General features: G+C 65.8%; 19 protein-coding genes. 5 read left to right on the top strand and 14 right to left on the bottom strand.

The genetic code is table 11. The features are described 5' to 3' along the window. Positions 1-182 precede the first annotated feature (182 nt). The 4 genes from trxA (at position 183) to VF536_RS09520 (ending at position 4291) form a co-directional block, all read left to right on the top strand. Positions 183-512, top strand: coding sequence for a thioredoxin TrxA (gene trxA, locus VF536_RS09535; protein ID WP_067270361.1), 330 nt, complete (start codon positions 183-185; stop codon positions 510-512). A gap of 236 nt (positions 513-748) precedes the next feature. After that, entirely contained in the window at positions 749-2011 is a 1263-nt protein-coding gene (gene rho / locus VF536_RS09530; RefSeq protein WP_067270357.1) for a transcription termination factor Rho, read from the top strand. A 140-nt stretch (positions 2012-2151) separates the two neighbouring features. Then, the gene (locus VF536_RS09525; protein WP_331614594.1) at positions 2152-2421 is read left to right on the top strand and encodes a type B 50S ribosomal protein L31; all 270 of its coding nucleotides are present in this window, start codon (positions 2152-2154) and stop codon (positions 2419-2421) included. A 220-nt stretch (positions 2422-2641) separates the two neighbouring features. Further along, positions 2642-4291 carry a hypothetical protein gene (locus tag VF536_RS09520; protein ID WP_331614593.1) on the top strand — a complete coding sequence of 550 codons (1650 nt, stop codon included), beginning with the start codon at positions 2642-2644 and terminating at the stop codon, positions 4289-4291. A gap of 204 nt (positions 4292-4495) precedes the next feature. Here the strand turns inward: VF536_RS09520 and phoR are convergent, their stop codons facing one another. The 11 genes from phoR to VF536_RS09465 form a co-directional block, all read right to left on the bottom strand. After that, a complete protein-coding gene (gene phoR, locus VF536_RS09515) occupies positions 4496-5875 on the bottom strand; it encodes a phosphate regulon sensor histidine kinase PhoR (RefSeq protein WP_331614592.1) in 1380 nt (459 codons plus the stop codon). A gap of 10 nt (positions 5876-5885) precedes the next feature. Next, the gene (phoB, locus tag VF536_RS09510) at positions 5886-6587 is read right to left on the bottom strand and encodes a phosphate regulon transcriptional regulator PhoB (RefSeq protein WP_088406639.1); all 702 of its coding nucleotides are present in this window, start codon (positions 6585-6587) and stop codon (positions 5886-5888) included. A gap of 77 nt (positions 6588-6664) precedes the next feature. Beyond that, entirely contained in the window at positions 6665-7372 is a 708-nt protein-coding gene (phoU, locus tag VF536_RS09505) for a phosphate signaling complex protein PhoU (RefSeq protein ID WP_067270342.1), read from the bottom strand. A gap of 19 nt (positions 7373-7391) precedes the next feature. Continuing rightward, a complete protein-coding gene (gene pstB, locus VF536_RS09500) occupies positions 7392-8177 on the bottom strand; it encodes a phosphate ABC transporter ATP-binding protein PstB (RefSeq protein ID WP_067270340.1) in 786 nt (261 codons plus the stop codon). A gap of 73 nt (positions 8178-8250) precedes the next feature. Beyond that, positions 8251-9111 carry a phosphate ABC transporter permease PstA gene (pstA, locus tag VF536_RS09495; protein ID WP_331614591.1) on the bottom strand — a complete coding sequence of 287 codons (861 nt, stop codon included), beginning with the start codon at positions 9109-9111 and terminating at the stop codon, positions 8251-8253. After that, complete coding sequence (pstC, locus tag VF536_RS09490) at positions 9108-10121, bottom strand: phosphate ABC transporter permease PstC (RefSeq protein ID WP_414710332.1); 1014 nt, start codon at positions 10119-10121, stop codon at positions 9108-9110. The genes pstA and pstC overlap by 4 nt, the downstream gene beginning before the upstream one ends. Before the next feature lie 169 nt (positions 10122-10290). Continuing rightward, positions 10291-11325, bottom strand: a complete 1035-nt coding sequence (gene pstS, locus VF536_RS09485) for a phosphate ABC transporter substrate-binding protein PstS (RefSeq protein ID WP_414710329.1) — start codon at positions 11323-11325, stop codon at positions 10291-10293. A 314-nt stretch (positions 11326-11639) separates the two neighbouring features. After that, positions 11640-12977 (bottom strand): phosphoglucosamine mutase, encoded by a 1338-nt coding sequence (glmM, locus tag VF536_RS09480; protein ID WP_331614590.1) that lies wholly within the window; start codon positions 12975-12977, stop codon positions 11640-11642. A gap of 106 nt (positions 12978-13083) precedes the next feature. Then, on the bottom strand, positions 13084-13866 hold the full coding sequence (gene folP / locus VF536_RS09475) for a dihydropteroate synthase (RefSeq protein ID WP_331614598.1): 783 nt from the start codon (positions 13864-13866) through the stop codon (positions 13084-13086). A 270-nt stretch (positions 13867-14136) separates the two neighbouring features. Further along, positions 14137-16041, bottom strand: coding sequence for an ATP-dependent zinc metalloprotease FtsH (gene ftsH, locus VF536_RS09470; protein ID WP_331614589.1), 1905 nt, complete (start codon positions 16039-16041; stop codon positions 14137-14139). Positions 16042-16230: 189 nt separating this feature from the next. Next, positions 16231-16905 carry an RlmE family RNA methyltransferase gene (locus tag VF536_RS09465; protein ID WP_331614588.1) on the bottom strand — a complete coding sequence of 225 codons (675 nt, stop codon included), beginning with the start codon at positions 16903-16905 and terminating at the stop codon, positions 16231-16233. 18 nt (positions 16906-16923) lie between these two features. Between VF536_RS09465 and VF536_RS09460 the strand changes: the two genes are divergently transcribed. Next, the gene (locus tag VF536_RS09460) at positions 16924-17403 is read left to right on the top strand and encodes a YhbY family RNA-binding protein (protein ID WP_331614587.1); all 480 of its coding nucleotides are present in this window, start codon (positions 16924-16926) and stop codon (positions 17401-17403) included. An 82-nt stretch (positions 17404-17485) separates the two neighbouring features. Here the strand turns inward: VF536_RS09460 and VF536_RS09455 are convergent, their stop codons facing one another. The 3 genes from VF536_RS09455 to carB all read right to left on the bottom strand — a co-directional run bounded on the left by VF536_RS09455 (position 17486) and on the right by carB (position 21765). Beyond that, on the bottom strand, positions 17486-17923 hold the full coding sequence (locus tag VF536_RS09455) for a DUF4149 domain-containing protein (RefSeq protein ID WP_331614586.1): 438 nt from the start codon (positions 17921-17923) through the stop codon (positions 17486-17488). A gap of 11 nt (positions 17924-17934) precedes the next feature. Then, a complete protein-coding gene (gene greA, locus VF536_RS09450; protein WP_088406621.1) occupies positions 17935-18414 on the bottom strand; it encodes a transcription elongation factor GreA in 480 nt (159 codons plus the stop codon). A gap of 84 nt (positions 18415-18498) precedes the next feature. Then, entirely contained in the window at positions 18499-21765 is a 3267-nt protein-coding gene (gene carB, locus VF536_RS09445) for a carbamoyl-phosphate synthase large subunit (RefSeq protein ID WP_331614585.1), read from the bottom strand. Between the last annotated feature and the right edge of the window lie 13 nt (positions 21766-21778).

Genomic DNA, 21778 nt, shown 5'->3' with positions numbered 1-21778 from the left:
TGAGAGCTACCCTGCGCGCCGTCAAGTCTGGGGAGCGCCTACTCGGGCCGAGGTTTCCGGGCTTGTGTGAGAATCCGTCGCACCCTGCAACCCTGTGGCCCCGAGGCGGCACACATTGTCGCCCGGCTGGCCGCCCGTCCGTGGCATCCGCCCGGCAGGGACATCACGCAAGGACCATCTCCATGAGCAGCGAACAGATCAAACACATCTCCGACGCCTCGTTCGACAGCGACGTCATCCAGTCCGACAAACCCGTGCTGGTGGACTACTGGGCCGAGTGGTGCGGCCCTTGCAAGATGATCGCCCCCATCCTGGACGAAGTCGCCAAGGACTACGGCGACCGCCTGCAGATCGCCAAGCTGAACGTCGACGACAACCGCGAAGTGCCGGCCAAGTTCGGCATCCGCGGCATCCCGACCCTGATGCTGTTCAAGGACGGCCAGCTCGCCGCGACCAAGGTCGGCGCGTTGTCCAAGGCCCAGTTGACGTCCTTCCTCGACGCCAACCTATAATGATTCCATTCGTCGGGGCCCCTGCGGTCCTGGCGAACAACTTGCCACCACGCCCTCCCGGGCCCAACGGCGTCCTCGGACGCCGTCGACGTTCCGGGTGAGCGCGTGGACTCGGCGCCCAAGTCTCCACGCTTTCCTCAAGTCCGCCGCAACGCGGATGCGCGTCCCTTGGGCTCGCCGTTGTTTGTGTCTCTGGCCTTGGCAGGCTCTGGACGACAGACCGGGTCAACCCCCCCATGCATCTTTCTGAACTGAAGGCGCTTCACGTCTCCGCCCTGATCCAAATGGGCGAAGAGCTGGAGATCGACAACGTCGCCCGTCTGCGCAAGCAGGAGCTGATGTTCGCGATCATGAAAAAGCGCGCCAAGGCCGGCGAGCAGGTGTTCGGCGACGGCGTTCTGGAAGTCCTCCCAGACGGCTTCGGCTTCCTGCGCTCGCCCGAGGCCAGCTACATGGCCTCGACGGACGACATCTACCTGTCGCCCAGCCAGATCCGCCGCTTCAACCTGCACACCGGCGACATGGTCGAAGGCGAAGTGCGCGTGCCCAAGGACGGCGAGCGCTACTTCGCGCTGGTCAAGGTGGACCGCGTCAACGGCCTGACGCCGGAGGAGTCCAAGCACAAGATCATGTTCGAGAACTTGACGCCGCTCTTCCCGAAAGAGCAGTTCAAGCTTGAACGCGACATCCGCGGCGACGACAACATCACCAGCCGGATCATCGACCTGATCGCCCCGCTGGGCAAAGGCCAGCGCGCGCTGCTCGTCGCCCCGCCCAAGTCGGGCAAGACGATGATGATGCAGCATCTGGCGCACTCGATCGCGGCCAACTATCCCGACGCCCACCTGATGGTGCTGCTGGTGGACGAGCGGCCCGAGGAAGTGACCGAGATGCAGCGCACCGTGCGCGGCGAGGTCATCAGCTCCACCTTCGACGAACCGGCCGCGCGCCACGTGCAGGTCGCGGAAATGGTCATCGAGCGCGCCAAGCGCCTCGTTGAACTGCGCAAGGACGTGATCATCCTGCTGGACTCGATCACCCGCCTGGCCCGCGCCTACAACAACGTGCTGCCCAGCTCCGGCAAGGTGCTGACCGGCGGTGTGGACGCGAACGCCCTGCAGCGCCCCAAGCGCTTCTTCGGCGCCGCGCGCAACATCGAGGAAGGCGGCTCGCTGACCATCATCGGCACCGCGCTGGTGGACACCGGCTCCAAGATGGACGAGGTGATCTACGAAGAGTTCAAGGGCACCGGCAACTGCGAAATCCATCTGGACCGTCGCATGGCCGAGAAGCGCGTCTATCCGTCGATCCTGCTGAATAAGTCGGGCACCCGCCGCGAAGAATTGCTGCTCAAGCCGGAGATCCTCCAGAAGGCCTGGATCCTGCGCAAGCTGCTGTACCCGATGGACGAGATCGAGGCGATGGAGTTCATCCTCGACAAGATGAAGTCCTCGAAGAACAACCACGATTTCTTCGACATGATGAGACGCGGCGGCTGATCTCGGCCCCCTCTCTGGACTTCAAAGAAGCCGCCTCTGGGCGGCTTCTCTCATTTCAGCTATACTCCGCGTTTTTCCGCTGTCGACAAGTGCGCTGCAAGGGGCAGTGTGGCTGGCGGCATCGCAGCGAGGATTTTCAAATGGCCAAAGAAGGCATTCACCCCAACTATCGCGACGTGGTCTTCGTTGACCAGTCCAATGGTTCCCAGTTCGTGATCCGTTCGACGGTGCAGACGAAGGAAACGATCAAGCTGGACGACGGCCGCGAACTGCCGCTGGTCAAGCTGGAAACCTCCAGCGAATCGCACCCGTTCTACACGGGCACGCAAAAGAGCATCGACAGCCTGGGCGGTCGTGTCGAGAAGTTCCGCAACAAGTTTGCGAACCTGCGCCCCGGCGCCAAGGCCTGAGCAGCCCTCCCCGACCGGACCTGATCCGGTCACCGCAAGAAGGCAGCCACCTCGGCTGCCTTTTTTCATGGCTCGTCCGGTGCTGCCTTCGCGAGCGCTCCGCCTTTGCGCCGCGCCTTCGTCCCCCTTTACCGTGCCCTGTCAGGAGTCTCGTCCTGAGCCCGCCGAAGCTGCGGCATGATGCGCACCGGCACCCACAACGACAACGAGACAGACGCGCATGAATCTGCCCACCCCGGCCGTCGTGGCCGAGCGAAGCACGCACCCGATCCCGCGCTGGGCCCTGCTGCTGCTGTGCGCTGCCTACGTGCTGCCCGGCCTGTTCGGCCGTGACCCGTGGCGCAATGCCGACCTCACCGCCTTCGGCTTCATCGCCAGCATCGCGCAGGGCCATGCGCCGTGGCTGCAGCCCGCCATTGCGGGCCTGCCCGCGGAGGGCGGCCTGCTGCCGTACTGGGTCGGCGCGCTCGGCGTCAAGCTGCTCCCCTTCCTCGACCCGTCCGTCGCGGCGCGGATCCCGTTCGGGCTGATGCTGGCCGCGGTGCTGGCACTGGCCTGGTACAGCTGCCTGCACCTGGCGCGCACCGAGGCCGCCCAGCCGGTCGCCTTCGCCTTCGGCGGCGAGGCCCACGCGGTCGACTACGCCCGCGCCATGGCGGACGGCTGCCTGCTCGCGCTGATCGCCAGCCTGGGACTGCTGCGCCTGGGGCATGAGATCACGCCGGAGATCCTCCAGCTGCTCGGCATCACGCTGTTCGTCTACAGCCTCGCTGCGCTGCCGTTCCGCGCCTGGAAGGCCCGCACGGCGATGCTGGTGGCACTGCCGGTGCTCGCCACCAGCGGCGCGCCTGCCGTCGCGCTGGCGCTGGCCGTTGGCGCGCTCTGGCTCTGCTTCCGCTCGACCTACGAGGACGCCCGCAAGTTCCTGCCCTGGATCCTGGCCGCGATGGCACTGGCCGCCCTGGTGGCCTGGCCCATGCATGGTTGGGCCTGGCGCGTGAAGGCCAGCGAGCGCAGCGTCCTCGACTGGTTGCGGCTGCTGGGCTGGTTCTGCTGGCCGGCCTGGCCGCTGGCTGCCTGGTCGCTGTGGCGCTGGCGCTCGCACCTGATGCGCCGGCACCTGTCGGTGCCGTTGCTGGCCTCGCTGGTGCCCTTGCTGACCAGCCTGCTGATGGGGGCCGACGATCGCGCCATGCTGCTCGCGCTGCCGCCGTTGGCGGTGCTGGCGAGCTTCGCGTTGCCGACGTTCCAGCGCAGCGCGAGCGCCCTGCTCGACTGGTTCTCGGTCTTCTTCTTCACCGTCGGCGCGATCTTCCTGTGGCTGTACTACATGGCCATGCAGATCGGCTGGCCCGCGAAGCTGCTGGCCAATGTCCGCAAGCTGGCGCAAGGCTACGAGCCGCAATTCAGCCTGCTGACCTTCGTCGCGGCTGTGCTGGGCACGCTGGCCTGGCTGTGGCTGGTGCGTTGGCGCACCGCGCGCCACCGCCATGCGCTCTGGAAGAGCCTCGCACTGCCGGCCGGCGGCGTGGCGCTGGCCTGGCTGCTGGCGATGACGCTGGGCCTGCACACGTTGAACTACGCGCGCAGCAACATGCCGCTGATCGACCGCATCGCCGCGCACCTGCCGGCGAATGTCGACTGCATCGCCACACCGGGCCTGCCGATGCATGCCTTGGCGGCCTTCGAATTCCAAGGCCACTGGAAGGTCGACGCGACGAAGGAACTGAGCAGCACGACCTGCCCCGTTGCGATCACGGTGCAGGCCGAGAGCACCCCGACGCCCCCGAGCGGCTGGCGCGTACTGGGCGTAGTCCGACGTCCGACGGACCGTTCCGGCACCTACCTGGTGATGCAGAAGGATCGCTGATCCGAGACCAGCAAAGTCCTCGGCCCCAGACCGGGGAAGTCCTGGGTCTTTCAGGGACGGGGATGCTTGGGGTTTTGCCGCTTGCCGGCAAGGCCCCATGCATCCGCGGCCAAGCGCGCCGACCTCCCGAACGACAGCACCCTCGGAAAGCAGAATGGCTCCTTACCGGAGCCATTCTTTCGAGTGCGACCAACAAAGCAAGCCTCAGAGCTCTTCGCGCCCTGCCAGCAAGGCTGGGGCGGCTTCATCGCCCATTGCCGTCGCATCGACCAGACGCACGCGTGCTGCGGGGAACAGCAGCTTGAACCTGGAGCCCTTCCCGGGTTCGCTCTCGATGCGAAGCTCACCGCCGTGACGTTGCACGACGTGTTTGACGATGGACAGTCCCAGCCCCGTCCCGCCGGTGTCGCGTGAGCGGCTGCCGTCGACGCGGTAGAAGCGTTCGGTGAGTCGCGGCAGGTGTTCGCGCGCGATGCCCGGCCCGTTGTCGATCACCGAGATCTCGCCGCCGTTGTCCGGCAGCCAGCGCCATTGGAGCTCGATGCGCCCGCCTTCCGGGGTATAGCGCACCGCATTGCTCACCAGGTTGGCGATCGAGCTGAGGATCTCCGTCTCGACACCGGCGAGTTCGACGCCGGTATGACGTTCGCAGACGAGCTCATGCCGCCCGTTCGACAAGGCCTGCGCGTCCGCGCCGATGCGTTGCAGCAGCGGATCCAGCGAGATCCAGTGATCCGCGCCCGGGCGCGGGCTGCCTTCGAGCTGCGCCAGCGTCAGCAGGTCCCCGACCAGGGTCTGCATGCGTGTCGTCTGCTGCTGCATCAGATGCAGCACCCGCTTGCGCTCGGCCTCGGTCAGCTGCAGGCTGGCCATCGTCTCGATGAAACCTGCCAGCACCGTCAGCGGCGTGCGGATCTCGTGCGAGACGTTGGCGACGAAGTCGCGCCGCATCGCCTCGTTGCGCTCGCGGTCGGTCACATCCAGCGACAGCACCAGCTTGCGCGACTCCCCGCCGACGCCGTAGTCGCGCACCAGCACCTGCAGCGTCGATTTCGCGCGGGTATTGGTCAGCGTCAGCGGCTGCTGGAAGTTGCCGTTCTGCAGATAGGAGACGAAGGCCGGATACCGGACCAGGTTGGTGATGCGCTGCAGCTTGTCGCGCTGCGGATCCAGCGAGAAATGATCGCCCGCGACCACGTTGCACCATTGGATGTGGTCCTGCCCGTCGAGCAGGATCACACCGTTGGGCGAGGCTTCGATCGCGAGCAGGAACTGCTCCAGCTGCTGGCGTTCGCGCTCGTAGCGGCGTTCGCGGTCGCGCAGACCGCGCTCGACGCGGTAGGCCATCTCGCCCCACAGGCCGCCGACGCGGGGCGCATCGTCGTTCTGCTCACCGCGCAGCCAGGTCACGAGCCGGTGGGCCCGAGCCGCGTCCCAGACGGCCATCAGGATGACCGCCGCCGCGGCCGCCAACGCCGCGGCCAGATGCGGCATCCCCGTCCACTCACCCAGCCAGTACCCCAAGCCGCCCGCGACGCCGGTGCCCAGCACCAGCATCAGGACGCGAGACAACATCCATGCCATGGATGCGTCCTCAGGCCGACAGGGCGCTGCTCTGCTGGGTCAGCCGGTAGCCGGCGCCACGGACCGTCTCGATCATGCGCGCGCAACTGACCTTTTCGAGCGCTTCGCGCAGGCGCTTGACGTGGACGTCGACGGTGCGTTCCTCGATGAACACGTGGTCGCCCCAGACGCGGTCCAGCAGTTGCGAGCGGCTGTGCACGCGTTCCGGATGCGTCATGAAGAAGTGCAGCAGGCGGAACTCGGTCGGGCCGAGCTTGACCTCCACACCCTCGCGGCTGACACGACGCGTGCCCGGATCGAGCACCAGGCCGCCGACCTCGACGGCCGTGTCCAGCGCCTCGGGCGCCTTGCGGCGCAGCACCGCGCGGATGCGCGCCAGCAGCTCGTTGGTCGAGAACGGCTTGGTCAGGTAGTCGTCCGCGCCGGCGTCCAGTCCGGACACCTTGTCGACCTCTTCGGCGCGCGCGGTCAGCAGGATGATGGGCAGCTCGCGGGTACGCGCGGCACCGCGCCACTGACGCGCCAGCGCCAGGCCGGTCTGACCCGGCAACATCCAGTCGAGCACGACCAGATCAGGCAGCACGCGATCCACTTCCAGCTGCGCCTGCTCGGCGTTGCCGGCCAGCGTGACCTCGTAACCGGCGTGACGCAGGTTGATGGAGATCAGCTCGGCGATGGCGGATTCGTCCTCGACGACCAGGATGCGACTCATGCGGGGTAACTCCTCTTATTGGGTCCCGCCGGGACGCCCGTGGCGGGCGGGCCGGACGGGTGATCGCTTGTCGGTGCTCAGCGCACCATGTTCTCGACGGCGTCCGGCGAGTTGTGGCGGACGTCGGTGCCCTTGACCACGTAGATGATGACTTCGGCCAGGTTCTTGGCGTGATCGCCGACGCGTTCGATCGCCTTGGCGACGAACACGAGGTCGATCGACGACGAGATGGTGCGCGGGTCTTCCATCATGTAGGTGATGAGCTTGCGCATCAGGCCGTCGAATTCCTTGTCGATCTGGTCGTCGGCCTTCAGCACTTCCAGCGCGCGGTCCACGTCCAGGCGCGCGAACGCGTCCAGCGCCTTGCGCAGTTGCGCCGTGGCCAGCTCGGCTTCGTACGACAGGTCCGACATCGGCAGGCGCAGCCGGCTCGACACGCCGGTGTTGATCAGGCGCTGCACGGTGCGGGCGATGCGGGCGGCTTCGTCGCCGACGCGCTCGAGGTTGGCGATCGTCTTGGACACGGCGATCAGCAAGCGCAGGTCTCGCGCGGTCGGCTGACGGCGGGCGATGATCGTCGACAGGTCGCGATCGATCTCGATCTCCATCGTGTTGACGATCTCTTCCTGCTTGAGCACGTGGCTGGCGATGTCGCCGCTGAAGCTGCCCAGCGCCTCGACGGCCTGCGCCACCTGGGATTCGACCAGGCCGCCCATCTCGAGGACGCGCGTGGAGATGCCGCTCAGCTCGGCGTCGAATTGGGTAGACAGATGCTTGTCGGTCATGGTGTTCTCTCCCTGTTGATCAGCCGAAGCGTCCGGTGATGTAGTCCTCGGTGTCCTTGCGCTTGGGCTTCATGAAGAGCTCCGCGGTCGGTCCGAATTCGATCAGGTCGCCCAGGTACATGTAGGCGGTGTAGTCGGAGCAGCGCGCCGCCTGCTGCATGTTGTGGGTCACGATCGCGACGGTGTAGTCGTGCTTGAGCTCGTGGATGAGTTCCTCGATCTTGCCGGTCGAGATCGGGTCCAGCGCCGAGCACGGTTCGTCCAGCAGCAGGACTTCCGGCTTGATCGCGATGCCGCGCGCGATGCACAGGCGCTGCTGCTGGCCGCCCGACAGGCCCGAACCGCTCTGGTTGAGCTTGTCCTTGACCTCGTTCCACAGCGCGGCCTTCTTCAGCGCCCATTCGACGCGCTCGTCCATCTCGACGCGCGACAGCGTCTCGAACAGACGCACGCCGAAAGCGATGTTGTCGTAGATCGACATCGGGAACGGTGTCGGCTTCTGGAACACCATGCCGACCTTGGCGCGGATCAGCGAGACGTCTTCCTTGCTGGTGAGGATGTCCTCGCCGTCCAGCAGGATCTGGCCTTCGGCGCGTTGCTCCGGATACAGCTGGAACATGCGGTTCAGCGTGCGCAGCAGCGTGGACTTGCCGCAACCCGACGGGCCGATGAAGGCGGTCACCTTGTTCTCGGGAATGTCCAGGTTGATGTTCTTCAGCGCGTGGAAGCTGCCGTAGTAGAAGTTCAGGTTCTTCACCGAGAGCTTCGCCTTCTCGGTCACCGGCATGTCGACTTTGACGTCCATGTTGTTTCTCGATTCGTTGGATTCGTGGATCGTGAGTCGCCGCGGCCATCGGGCCCCGGCGCGGCTCAACCGGTCAATGCTTTTCCTTGAACAGCACACGCGCCAGGATGTTCAGCACCAGCACGCCGATCGTGATGATGAAGACACCCGCCCAGGCGAGTTTCTGCCAGTTCTCGTAGGGGCTCATCGCGAACTTGAAGATGGTCACCGGCAGGCTCGCCATCGGACTGCCGAGCGAGCTGGTCCAGAACTGGTTGGACAGCGCAGTGAACAGCAACGGCGCGGTTTCCCCGGAGATGCGGGCCAGGGCCAGCAGGACGCCGGTGAGCACGCCGGCGCGGGCCGACTTCAGCGTCACCGTCATGATGACCTTCCACTTCGGCGTGCCCAGCGCGTAGGCGGCTTCGCGCAGCGCGTTGGGGATCAGGCTCAGCATGTTCTCGGTCGTGCGGATCACCACCGGGATCACGATCAAGGCCAGCGCCAGGACGCCGGCGATCGCCGAGAACGACTTCATCCGCGTCACGACGACCGTGTAGATGAACAGGCCCACGACGATGGACGGTGCCGACAGCAGGATGTCGTTGATGAAGCGCACCACGGCGCCGAGCCAGGTCTTCTGGCCGTACTCGGCCAGGTACACACCGGCCAGCACGCCGATCGGCGTGCCGATGCAGGTCGCCAGGCCCACCATCACCAGCGAGCCGTAGATCGCGTTGGCCAGGCCGCCGTCCTCGGACATCGGCGCGGGCGTCATCTGCGTGAAGGTCGCGATGGTCAGCCCGCCGATGCCCTGGATCAAGGTTTCCAGCAGGATCCAGATCAGCCAGACCAGCCCGAAGGCCATCGCGGCCAGCGAGAGGGACAGCGCGATCGTGTTGACGCGCCGGCGCTTCTTGTACATCGCCAGGCGCTTGGCGTCGGTGGCGCTCATGTGCGGGCTCCTTCGTTCTTCTTCAGCTTGTTGAGCAGGACCTTGGAGAACGCCAGCACCACGAAGGTGATGAAGAACAGGACCAGGCCCAGGTAGATCAGCGAGGCCTGGTGCAGGCCTGCGCCGGCTTCGGCGAACTCGTTGGCCAGCGCCGAGGTGATGCTGTTGGCGGCTTCGAACACCGACAGCGAGTTCAGCTGGTTCATGTTGCCGATCACGAAGGTGACGGCCATGGTCTCGCCGAGCGCGCGGCCCAGTCCCAGCATGATGCCGCCGACGACGCCGGTCTTGGTGTACGGCAGGACGACCTTCCAGACCACTTCCCAGGTCGTGGAGCCCAGGCCGTAGGCGGATTCCTTGAGCATCGCGGGCGTGACCGAGAACACGTCACGCATCACCGAGGCGATGAACGGGATGATCATGATGGCCAGGATGATGCCGGCCGACAGGATGCCGATGCCCACCGGCGGGCCGGACACCAGCGCGCCCAGGTAGGGGATGCCGCCGAACAGCGACTGCAGCGGTTGCTGCACGTAGGTGGCCAGGATGGGGCCGAACACGAGCAGGCCCCACATGCCGTAGACGATGGACGGGACCGCGGCCAGCAGCTCGATGGCGATGCCCAGCGGGCGGCGCAGCCAGCCCGGCGAGAGTTCGGTCAGGAACAGCGCGATGCCGAAGCTCACCGGCACCGCGATCAGCAGCGCGATGAACGAGGTCATCAGCGTGCCGTAGATCATCACCAGGCCGCCGAACTGCTCCTTGGTCGGATCCCATTCCGCGGTGATCAGGAAGTTCAGGCCGAACTGCTTGATCGCGGGGGCCGCGCCGATGAGCAGCGAGCCGATGATGCCGGCCAGCAGCGCCAGCGTCAGCCAGGCCGCGCCATGCGTCAGCAGCGAGAACACCGCGTCGGCCCACGGCGCGACACGGCGTCTCGGCGTCGGGCTGCCACCGGGCTTGACGCGCTCCTCGCCGCGCTCTCGGTCAATGGAATTGGCTGGAAGTATTGCGGCCACGGGGCCTCCGCTGGAGTGTTTGGAATCCCGGCGCGCCGCCCGCCTCCTCCGGCCGGTCCGACGCGTCCGTCACGACGTCTCTGTCGAGATCTTCTTGAGGTCCTGTGCGAAAGCCCGGTGCCCTCGAGGAGAGCACCGGGCCGTCTTCGTCAGACCTCGATCACTTGAAGCTGACCGCCTTGCCCGCGGTGTCCTTGACGTTGTTCGTCCATTGCTTGCGGACCAGGTCCTTGACGGCGGCCGGCAGCGGCACGTAGTCCAGGTCGTCGGCCATCTTGTCGCCCTGGGCGTAAGCCCAGTCGAAGAACTTCAGGGTCGCGGCGGCCTGGGCCGGCTTGTCCTGGGCGACGTGCAGCAGGATGAAGGTGGCGCCGGTGATGGGCCAGCTGTCCTTGCCGGCCTGCTCGGTCAGCACCTGGTAGAACGACTGTTCCCACTTGGCACCGGCGGCGGCGGCCTTGAAGGCGTCGTCGCTCGGGCTGACGAAGGCGCCGCTGGCGTTCTTCATCAGCACGTAGGTCATCTTGTTCTGCTTGGCGTAGGCGTATTCGACGTAGCCGATCGAGTTCGGCAGACGCGTCACGAAGGCCGACACGCCTTCGTTGCCCTTGCCGCCCGCGCCGGTCGGCCAGTTCACGGCCGTGCCTTCACCGACCTTGTCCTTCCACTCGGCGTTGACCTTGGACAGGTAGTTCGTGAACAGGAAGCTGGTGCCCGAACCGTCGGCGCGGCGGACCACGGCGATGGCGGCGTCCGGCAGCGCCACGCCCGAGTTCAGGGCGGCGATGGCGGGGTCGTTCCACTTGGTGACCTTGCCCAGGTAGATGTCGGCCAGGACCTTGCCGTCCAGCTTCAGCTGGCCGGGGTTGATGCCCTTGACGTTGATCACGGGCACGACGCCGCCGATCACGGTCGGGAACTGGACCAGGCCGTCCTTGGCCAGTTGGTCGTCCTTCAGGGGGGCGTCGGAAGCGCCGAAGTCGACGGTCTTGGCCTGGATCTGCTTGATGCCGGCGCCGGAACCGACCGACTGATAGTTGATGCGGACACCGGTGGCCTTGTTGTAGGCGTCAGCCCACTTGGCGTACACGGGAGCCGGGAACGAAGCACCCGCACCGGTCACCTCTTGAGCATGGGCCGCGGAGAACATCGCGGCGCACGCGGCGAACAGCAGGCCAGCACGCAGTTGATTCATGATCATTCAGTCCTATCGCTTGGGTTGGTTGGCGAACGGAGCGGATGCTATGACCTCAATGTGACACATCCGTGACGCGACCCGGGAACCGGAAAAATGTCGTTACGTAGAGCGCCCAGAGGAGAAATGGGGCCTGGCGAGGTATCCGTCGACCATTGTCATATTCGATTCACCTCGCTGTCATCTTCGGTCCCTAGCCTACCGGAAACGAAGAAATACCCCGAAGAGTCGCGCCAGACGCGACCCGACCAATGCAAATCGGGCCGCGGACGCTTGCGCGTCGGCGGCCCTTCTTTTTCGGGGGGATGGGGCGGTCAGCCGCCGCGGATGGCGTCCGCCAGACGCTCGGCGCAGCGACGCGCCAGGTCGGCATCGCTGGCCTCGACCATGACGCGCAGCAGCGGTTCAGTGCCCGACTTGCGGATCAGCACCCGGCCCCGGTCGCCCAGTTCGGACATGACCTCGGCTTCGACCCGGGCGAGCGCCGGATTGCTCTTCCAGTCCTGGTGGTCTGCCTGCAGGCGGACATTGATCAGGGTCTGCGGGAACAGCGTGACGCCGTCGAGCAGATCCGCCAGGCGGCGGCCGCTCCGGCAGACCGCTTCCAGCACCAGCAGGCTGCTGACGATGCCGTCGCCGGTGGTGTGACGGTCCAGCGACAGCAGATGACCGGAGCTCTCCCCGCCCAACTGCCAGCCGCGGGCGGCCAGTTCTTCCAGCACGTAGCGGTCGCCAACCTTGGCGCGGACGAACTCGACATCCCGCTGACGCAGCGCCAGTTCGACCGCCATGTTCGTCATCAGCGTGCCGACGGCACCCGGGACGCGCTCACCGCGCGCCAGGCGGTCGGCCACCATGACGTAGAGCAGTTCGTCTCCGTTGTAGAGGCGCCCGTCAGCGTCCACCATTTGCAGCCGGTCGGCATCGCCGTCCAGCGCGATGCCGTAGTCGGCCTGATGCTCCTTGACTGCGGCCACCAGGGCCTGCGGCGCCGTGGCACCCACCTTGTCATTGATGTTGTAGCCGTCCGGCTTGTTGCCGATGGTGATGATCTCGGCGCCCAGTTCATGGAACACGGACGGCGCCACCTGATAGCCCGCACCATTCGCCGCGTCGATGACGAGCTTCATGCCGCGCAGGCTGAGATCGGTGCTGAAGCTGGCCTTGCAGAACTCGATGTAGCGCCCCTGCGCGTCGTCCAGGCGGCGGGCACGACCCAGGCTGGCCGAGTCGACCCAGACCGGGGGTTCATCCAGCACGGCCTCGACGTCCAGCTCCCAGGCGTCCGGCAGCTTCTCGCCCTTGGACGAGAAGAACTTGATGCCGTTGTCGGCGAACGGGTTGTGCGACGCCGAGATCACCACACCCAGGTGCTGGCGCAGCGCACGGGTGAGGTAGGCGACGCCGGGGGTCGGCAGCGGGCCGGTCAGCAGCACGTTGACCCCGGCGGACGCGAAGCCGGCCTCCAGCGCGGACTCCAGCATGTAGCCGGAGATGCGGGTGTCCTTGCCGATCAGCACGCTGGGCTTGGCGTAGCTGCGCTTGAGCACGCGACCCACCGCATGACCCAGTCGCAACATGAAATCTGGGGTGATGGGGGTGCGGCCCACGGTTCCGCGAATTCCGTCGGTTCCGAAATACTTCCGGCTCATTGAGGCGATCTCCTGCGACTTCACGATCTTGAATCCGCGGATTGTCGCCGAAGCCGAGATGGTCGCTGATCGCCCGCCTTGGGGCCCTCGATCGGGGGCTCGAGTATCAGGCTTGCGGCGCGCCGAACGCCTGCCAGACCTTGAGCGCATCGACGGTCGCACCGACGTCGTGCACCCGCACCACACGGGCGCCCAGCGTCACCGCCGCCAACGCCGCACCAACGCTGGCCGGCATGCGTTCATCGACCGCCTTGCCGGTGATGGCACCCAGTGTCGACTTGCGCGACCAGCCGATCAGCAGCGGTCGCCCCAGCGCGAGCAGCTCACGCTGGCGCCGTTGCAACTCGAGGTTCTGTTCGACCGTCTTCGCAAAGCCGTAACCCGGGTCGAGCGTGATCCGCTCAGCCGCCACGCCGATCTCGACCAGGTGGCGCAGGCGCTCACGCAGGAAGTCGGCGACCTCGACGACGACGTCGCCGTAGTCGGTCAGCTGCTGCATCCCCGCAGGCTGGCCGCGCATGTGCATCAGACAGATGCCGGCGCTGCCGTGCTCGGCCAGCAGCGTGTCGGCGCCCTCGTCGCGCAGGGCCTGCACGTCGTTGATGATGTCGACGCCCAGATCCAGCGCACGGCGCATCACCTCGGTCTTGCAGGTATCGACCGACACCGGCACCCCGAAGTTCAGCGCGGCACGCAGGACGGGTTCCAGCCGTCGCCACTCCTCATCGACATCCAGGCGCGGCGCACCTGGGCGGGTCGATTCACCGCCGAGATCGAGGATGTCGACCCCCTCGCCAAGCAAGCGCTCGCAGAAATTGATCGCACTCAGCGCGTCAGCGTGGTGGCCACCGTCCGAGAAGGAGTCGGGCGTCACATTGACGACGCCCATCACCAGGGGGCGCTCCGCCAGATCGAGGTCGAAGCGCGTGGTTTGCCAGATCGAAGGAGAAATCATGGGTGGCTGAGTGTCCGGCGCGCGGCCACGCGCTCAGATCGCGCAAGAGGGACTGCCACGCCAAATAGGAAGTATGACGCAAGCCGGAGAGCCCCGAAGTCTGCGTCACCCGGCTCCTTGGCCAAAAGCAGAAAGGCCGATCGCGAGATCGGCCTTTCGAGGGAGTGGAGCGCCTTCACAGGCCGCCCGATGGGGACGTGTCGCTCAGGCCGCAGCCGGCGCGCTGCCCGTGCTGACGGCCGGCGTGCCGCCGCTGTCCGGCTTGTTGGCCGGCGGCGTCCAGTCCTTGGGCGGACGCGGCGGCCGACCTTCCATGATGTCGTTGATCTGCTCGGCGTCGATGGTTTCCCATTCGAGCAGCGCCGTCGCCATCGCGTGCATCTTGTCCTTGTTGCCTTCGATCAGGTCGCGGGCCGTCGTGTACTGCTCATCGATGATCCTGCGGATCTCCTGGTCGACCTTGCGCATGGTCTCTTCCGACATGTTGGTCGTCTTCGTGACCGAACGGCCCAGGAAGACTTCCCCTTCGTTGTCGGCATAGACCATCGGGCCCAACTCGTCGGTCATGCCGTAGCGGGTGACCATGTCGCGGGCGATGGCCGTGGCACGCTCGAAGTCGTTGCTGGCGCCGGTCGTCATCTGGTTCATGAAGACTTCTTCAGCGATCCGACCACCGAAGAGCACCGAGATCGTCGACAGCATGCGGTCCTTGTCCATGCTGTAACGGTCGCCTTCCGGCAACTGCATCGTCACGCCCAGCGCGCGACCGCGCGGGATCACCGTCACCTTGTGGACCGGGTCCGTCTTGGGCAGCAGGCGGGCCACCAGCGCATGACCGGCTTCGTGGTACGCGGTGTTCTTGCGCTCTTCCTCGGGCATGACCATGGACTTCCGCTCGGGGCCCATCATGATCTTGTCCTTGGCCTTCTCGAAGTCCTGCATGTCCACGACCCGGCCGCTGCGGCGGGCGGCGAACAGCGCAGCCTCGTTGACCAGGTTGGCCAGATCGGCACCCGAGAAGCCCGGGGTGCCGCGCGCCAGGATGTCGGCGCGCACGTCCTGCCCGACCGGCACCTTGCGCATGTGCACGTTCAGGATCTGCTCGCGACCCCGCACGTCCGGCAGCGTCACGTAGACCTGGCGGTCGAAACGACCCGGACGCAGCAGCGCCGGATCCAGGATGTCCGGACGGTTGGTCGCGGCCATCACGATGACGCCGAGGTTGGTGTCGAAGCCGTCCATCTCGACCAGCATCTGGTTGAGGGTCTGCTCGCGCTCGTCGTTGCCGCCGCCCAGACCGGCGCCGCGATGGCGACCGACCGCGTCGATTTCATCGACGAAGATGATGCAGGGCGCGCTCTTCTTCGCCTGCTCGAACATGTCGCGCACGCGGGCCGCGCCCACGCCGACGAACATCTCGACGAAGTCGGAGCCGGAGATCGTGAAGAACGGGACCTTCGCCTCACCGGCGATGGCCTTGGCCAGCAGCGTCTTGCCGGTCCCCGGAGGGCCGACCAGCAGCACACCGCGCGGGATGCGACCGCCCAGCTTCTGGAACTTCTGCGGGTCCTTCAGGAAGTCGACGAGCTCCTTCACCTCCTCCTTGGCCTCGTCGCATCCGGCGACGTCGGCGAAGGTGGTGGTGTTGTTGGCCTCGTCGAGCATGCGCGCCTTCGACTTGCCGAAGCTGAACGCGCCGCCTTTGCCGCCGCCCTGCATCTGGCGCATGAAGTACACCCACACGGCGATCAGCAGGAGCATCGGGCCCCAGCTCAGCAGGATGTTCATCAGCACCGAGGGCTCTTCCCGCGGCTTGGCGTCGAACTTGACGCCGTTGTTGATCAGGTCACCGATCAGGCCGCGATCCATGTACGGGGCGGTCGTGCGCAGCTTGTTGCCATCGCTGGTCTGCGCCACGATTTCCGTCCCCGCCTGGGTTTCCTGCAGCGTGACCTGCTTGATGCGTTTTGCACGGACTTCATCGAGGAAGTCAGAGTAGACGATCGGATTCCCCTGGGTTGCGCTGCGATCGAACTGCTTGAAGACAGTGAACAGCACCAAGGCGATCACCATCCATACAGCCACTTTCGAGAACCACTGATTGTTCACCGCGACTCCTTTGTCATTCCATCACCGCACGCCCATGAATACAGCCTCAGGCAGCGGACTTTCACGGCATATGGGGCGGATTCTAGGCCAGTCAAGTCCCCAGACCTGATTGGCATTCCCATACACCTCGATAGATATTGCCACGCGCCCCGCCGGTCGACCGGTCGAAGCACCCCTGACTTTGACGCCTCATCGGGTCTTCAGCCCGATGCCGACGAGGAAGTTCTCCGCCGATCTCTCCCGCGACGCCTTCGGCTTGGCAGTCTTCACCCGCTTGAACTTGGCACGGAAGGCATGCACCAGCTGGTCGTACCCGCTGCCGTGGAACACCTTGGCAACCAGCGCGCCTTCCGGCTTCAGGTGTTGTTGGGAAAACTCCAGCGCGAGTTCGATCAGATGCTCCATTCGGGCGGCGTCGGTGCTCTCGATGCCCGACAGGTTGGGGGCCATGTCCGAAACGACAACATCCACCTTGCGGCCGTCGAGCATGGATTCGAGCTTGGCCAGCACCTCGTCTTCGCGGAAATCCCCCTGGAGGAACTCCACGCCCTCGATCGGCTCGAAGTCCAGCAGGTCGAGCGCGATGATGCGACCGTTCAGTTCGCCCACCGCAGCACCACCCGCGCCCGCCTCCTTGGGCGCGAAACGGCGGCGCAGGTACTGGCTCCAGGCTCCCGGGCAGGCGCCGAGATCAACCACCAGCTGCCCCGGGCGGATGAGCTGGAACTCCTCGTCGATCTCCTTGAGCTTGTAGGCCGCGCGGGAGCGATAGCCCTCTTTCTGGGCCAATTTGACGTAGGTGTCGTTGACGTGGTTGTTCAACCACGCCTTGTTCAGCTTCTTGCTTTTGGTATCGACTTTCATTGCACTGATAATAAGCAGATGCCTGCTATTCAATTGACCCCTGCCCAGCGCAAGGAAAAACGCGCCGACGCTCATCACCTGGATCCTGTGGTGATGATAGGCGGCGATGGCCTGACGGCCGCCGTCACCAAGGAGGTCGACCTCGCGCTCAAGTCCCACGGACTGATCAAGGTGCGCGTCATGTCCGACGACCGCGACGGCCGCGAGGCCATCCTCGCCACGCTGGCCGAGGAGCTGGACGCCGCCCCCATCCAGCACATCGGCAAGCTGCTCATCCTGTGGCGCCCGATGCCCGAGAAGGAAAGGGCCGCTCCGAAGGACGACGCCCGCTCGGCACCCAAGATCGTGAAGATCGTGAAGTTCTCGAAGAGCGGCAACAACCGCCCGCAGATCAAGAAGGTCACGGTGCTGGGCAACCAGCGCGTCACCTATGGCGGTGAGGTCAAGCGCGCCAAGAAGCCGCGCCAGACCAGCGTGAAGAAGTCCAGCCAAGGCTGAGGCGACGGACGCCAGTTCTTCAGTTTCAGCTTCAACGACAAGACGGCCCGCGGGCCGTCTTTCTTTTTCTGGTTTCCCTCGGTCAGCGGGAGGCCGACCCGCTCACCCGCCAGGCCAACACCAGCACGGCGACGGTTCTCAGGCCGAAAAGCGCCAGCGACACCGCATGCAGTTGCAGGAAAGTCCAGCTCCCCTGCCCTTGCCGAGCGGCTTCCATCAACGGCTGCAGCGCATAGAACCCGGCGGCGGTGCATCCGATGGCTACCAGCGGCAGCCAGAAGTCCGCGCTCATCGCCGAACCGCGCACCACGCCGTCACGGTGCAGGCGACGCTCCATCAGGATCAGCAGCACGCCGGCCGCCAGCGCGAAGCGGGCATCCATCTCGAACAGCCGCGCCACGTACTTGCCGGCGACCGCACGCTCAAGGGTCGCGAACGCGTTCGGCGCCGCGAGCAGCGCCACCGCCAACAGCTCGCCAGCCCACAGCGCGGCCAGCAGCGCACGGAGTCGCAGCAGCATCGCCCGATGTCTCAGATGTAGCGGACGTCGACGATCTCGTAGCGCTTGATGCCGCCGGGCGCCACGACTTCGGCGACGTCGCCGGCTTCCTTGCCGATCAGTGCGCGGGCAATCGGCGAACTGATCGAGATCAGCCCCTGCTTCAGGTCGGCCTCGTCGTCGCCGACGATCTGGTACGTGACCTCGTTGCCGGACTCTTCCTCTTCGAGGTCGACCGTCGTGCCGAACACCACCTTGCCGCCGGCGTTCACCGACGACGGATCGATCACCTGCGCCGACGACAGCTTGCCTTCGATCTCCAGGATGCGACCTTCGATGAAGCCCTGCTTGTCCTTGGCGGCCTCGTACTCGGCGTTCTCCGACAGGTCGCCTTGCGCACGGGCTTCCGAGATCGCGTTGATCACGGCATGCCGCTCGACCGTCTTCAGCCGATGCAGTTCTTCCTTGAGCTTCTCAGCGCCGCGCTTGGTCAATGGAATCGTCGTGGCCATGTCTCTAGAACCTTGAGTAACAAAACAAACCGCCGCTGCCGCTCAGGATCGCTGAGCAGCGGCGGCGGAATGGGATGAGGCAGTTTAATGCAGTTCCGCGTGCAGTTCCTGCAGCGATTGCACCAGCAGGCCGTCCTTGTGCTTCATGCCTTCGACGGCGGCTTCGCAGCCGGCCATGGTCGTGTAGTAGGTCACCCGGTTGGCCAGCGCCGCCTGACGGATGTGGCGGCTGTCGGCGATCGCCGTGCGGGTCTCGTCGACGGTCGTGAACACCAGCTGGATGTCGCCGCCCTTGATCATGTCGACGATGTGCGGACGGCCGTCCTTGACCTTGTTGACGACGCGCACCGGGATGCCGGCGGCTTCGATCGCCGCGGCCGTGCCCTTGGTCGCCACCACGCCGAAGCCCAGCGCCGCCAGATCACGCGCCAGCGCGACGGCTCGGTCCTTGTCGTTGTTCTTGACGGTGATCAAGACGTTGCCCTGACGCGGCAGGCGCGAGCCCGCGCCCAGCTGGCTCTTCAGCATCGCTTCGCCGAAGGTCCGGCCGGCGCCCATGACTTCGCCGGTCGAACGCATTTCCGGGCTGAGGATCGGGTCCACGCCGGGGAACTTGTTGAACGGGAAGACGGCTTCCTTGACGCTGAAATACGGCGGCTGGATCTCGACCGGCGGCTTGCCGCCGGCGGCCTTCTGGTCCTTGAGCTTGACGCCGGCCATGCAGCGCGCGGCGATCTTGGCCAGCGGCTGGCTGGTCGCCTTGGACACGAACGGCACGGTGCGGGACGCCCGCGGGTTCACCTCGAGCACGTAGACCGTGTTCTCGGACAAGCCCTTGGTCACGTCGCCCTGGATCGCGAACTGCACGTTCATCAGGCCGACGACCTTCAGCGCCTTGGCCATCTCCGCGGTCTGGCGGCGCAGTTCGTCCTGCAGCTCCTTGGACAGCGTGTACGGCGGCAGCGAGCAGGCCGAGTCTCCGGAGTGGATGCCGGCCGCCTCGATGTGCTCCATGATGCCGCCCATCATCGTGTCTTCGCCGTCGCAGATGCAGTCGACGTCGACCTCGACCGCATCCTCCAGGAAGCGGTCCAGCAGCACCGGCGACTTCTCGCTGACGCGCACGGCCTCGCGCATGTAGCGCTCCAGGTCCTTGTCGCCGTGGACGATCTCCATCGCGCGGCCGCCCAGCACGTAGCTGGGACGCACGACCAGCGGGTAGCCGATCTCGTTGGCCAGCGCGACGGCCTGGTCCTCATTGCGCGCCGTCCGGTTGGGCGGCTGCTTCAGGCCCAGCTCATGCAGCAGCTTCTGGAAGCGCTCGCGGTCCTCGGCCATGTCGATCGAGTCCGGCGAGGTGCCGATGATGGGCACGCCGTTGGCTTCGAGGTCCAGCGCCAGCTTCAGGGGCGTCTGGCCGCCGTACTGCACGATCACGCCGACCGGCTTCTCCTTGGCCACGATCTCCAGCACGTCCTCGAGCGTCACCGGCTCGAAGTACAGGCGGTCGGAGGTGTCGTAGTCGGTCGAGACCGTCTCCGGATTGCAGTTGACCATGATGGTCTCGTAGCCGTCCTCGCGCATCGCGAGGGCCGCATGGACGCAGCAGTAGTCGAACTCGATGCCCTGGCCGATGCGGTTCGGACCGCCGCCCAGCACCATGATCTTCTTCTTGTCGGTCGGGTTGGCCTCGCACTCCTCGTCGTACGTGGAGTACATGTAGGCCGTCTGCGTCGCGAATTCGGCGGCGCAGGTGTCGACGCGCTTGTAGACCGGACGGACGTTCAGCGCGTGGCGCGTCTTGCGCACCTCGTGCTGGTTGGTGCCCAGCAGCTTGGCCAGGCGCTTGTCCGAGAAGCCCTTCTTCTTCAGCAGGCGCAGCTCGTCGACGCTCAGCGAGGCCAGCGTGCGGCCGGCCAGCGACAGCTCGATCTTGATCAGCTGTTCGATCTGGGCGAGGAACCACGGATCGATCTTCGTTTCCTCGAAGACCTCGTCCAGCGTCATGCCGATGCGGAAGGCGTCGCCCAGGAACAGGATGCGCGACGGACCGGGTTCGCCGATCTCCTGCACGATCTCCTCGCGGTCGCTGCTGATCTCGGAGAGACCGTCGATGCCGGTCTCCAGGCCGCGCAGCGCCTTCTGGAACGATTCCTGGAAGTTGCGGCCCATGGCCATCACTTCGCCGACCGACTTCATCTGCGTCGTCAGGCGCGAGTCGGCCATCGGGAACTTCTCGAAGGCGAAACGCGGGATCTTGGTGACGACGTAGTCGATGCTGGGCTCGAACGACGCGGGCGTGATGCCGCCGGTGATGTCGTTCTTGAGTTCGTCGAGCGTGTAGCCGACGGCCAGCTTCGCGGCGATCTTGGCGATCGGGAAGCCGGTGGCCTTCGAGGCCAGCGCCGACGAGCGCGACACGCGCGGGTTCATCTCGATGACGACCATGCGGCCGTCTTCGGGGTTGATCGAGAACTGCACGTTGGAACCGCCGGTGTCGACGCCGATCTCACGCAGGATCGCGATCGAGGCGTTGCGCAGCAGCTGGTATTCCTTGTCGGTCAGCGTCTGGGCCGGGGCCACGGTGATCGAGTCGCCCGTGTGGATGCCCATCGGGTCCAGGTTCTCGATCGAGCACACGATGATGCAGTTGTCCGCCTTGTCGCGGACCACTTCCATCTCGTATTCCTTCCAGCCGATCAGCGACTCTTCGATGAGCAGCTCATTCGTCGGCGAGAGGTCGAGGCCGCGCTTGCAGATCTCCTCGAACTCCTCCGGGTTGTAGGCGATGCCGCCGCCGGTGCCGCCCAGCGTGAAGCTGGGGCGGATCACCATCGGGAAGCCCGCGCCGCCGATCTCGGCGTGGATGCGCTTCTGCACAGCCCACGCCTCTTCCAGCGAATGCGCGATGCCCGAGCGGGCCGAGCCCAGCCCGATCTTGGTCATCGCGTCCTTGAACTTCAGACGGTCTTCGGCCTTCTCGATCGCGTGCTCGTTGGCACCGATCATCTCGACCTGGTACTTGTCCAGCACGCCGTGCTTGTGCAGGTCCAGCGCGCAGTTCAGCGCGGTCTGGCCGCCCATGGTCGGCAGGATCGCGTCGGGACGCTCCTTGGCGATGATCTTCTCGACCACCTGCCAGGTGATCGGCTCGATGTAGGTGACGTCGGCGGTGTCCGGGTCCGTCATGATCGTCGCCGGGTTGCTGTTCACCAGGATGACCTTGTAGCCCTCCTCGCGCAACGCCTTGCAGGCCTGGGCGCCCGAGTAGTCGAACTCGCAGGCCTGGCCGATGATGATCGGACCGGCGCCGATGATGAGGATGCTTTTGATGTCAGAACGCTTGGGCATGAGTCGTCTCCCT

Source organism: Roseateles sp. (assembly GCF_036486225.1).
In the GTDB taxonomy this organism is placed as follows: Bacteria; Pseudomonadota; Gammaproteobacteria; order Burkholderiales; family Burkholderiaceae_C; genus Roseateles.
This window is presented reverse-complemented; position numbering and strand designations above follow the sequence as displayed.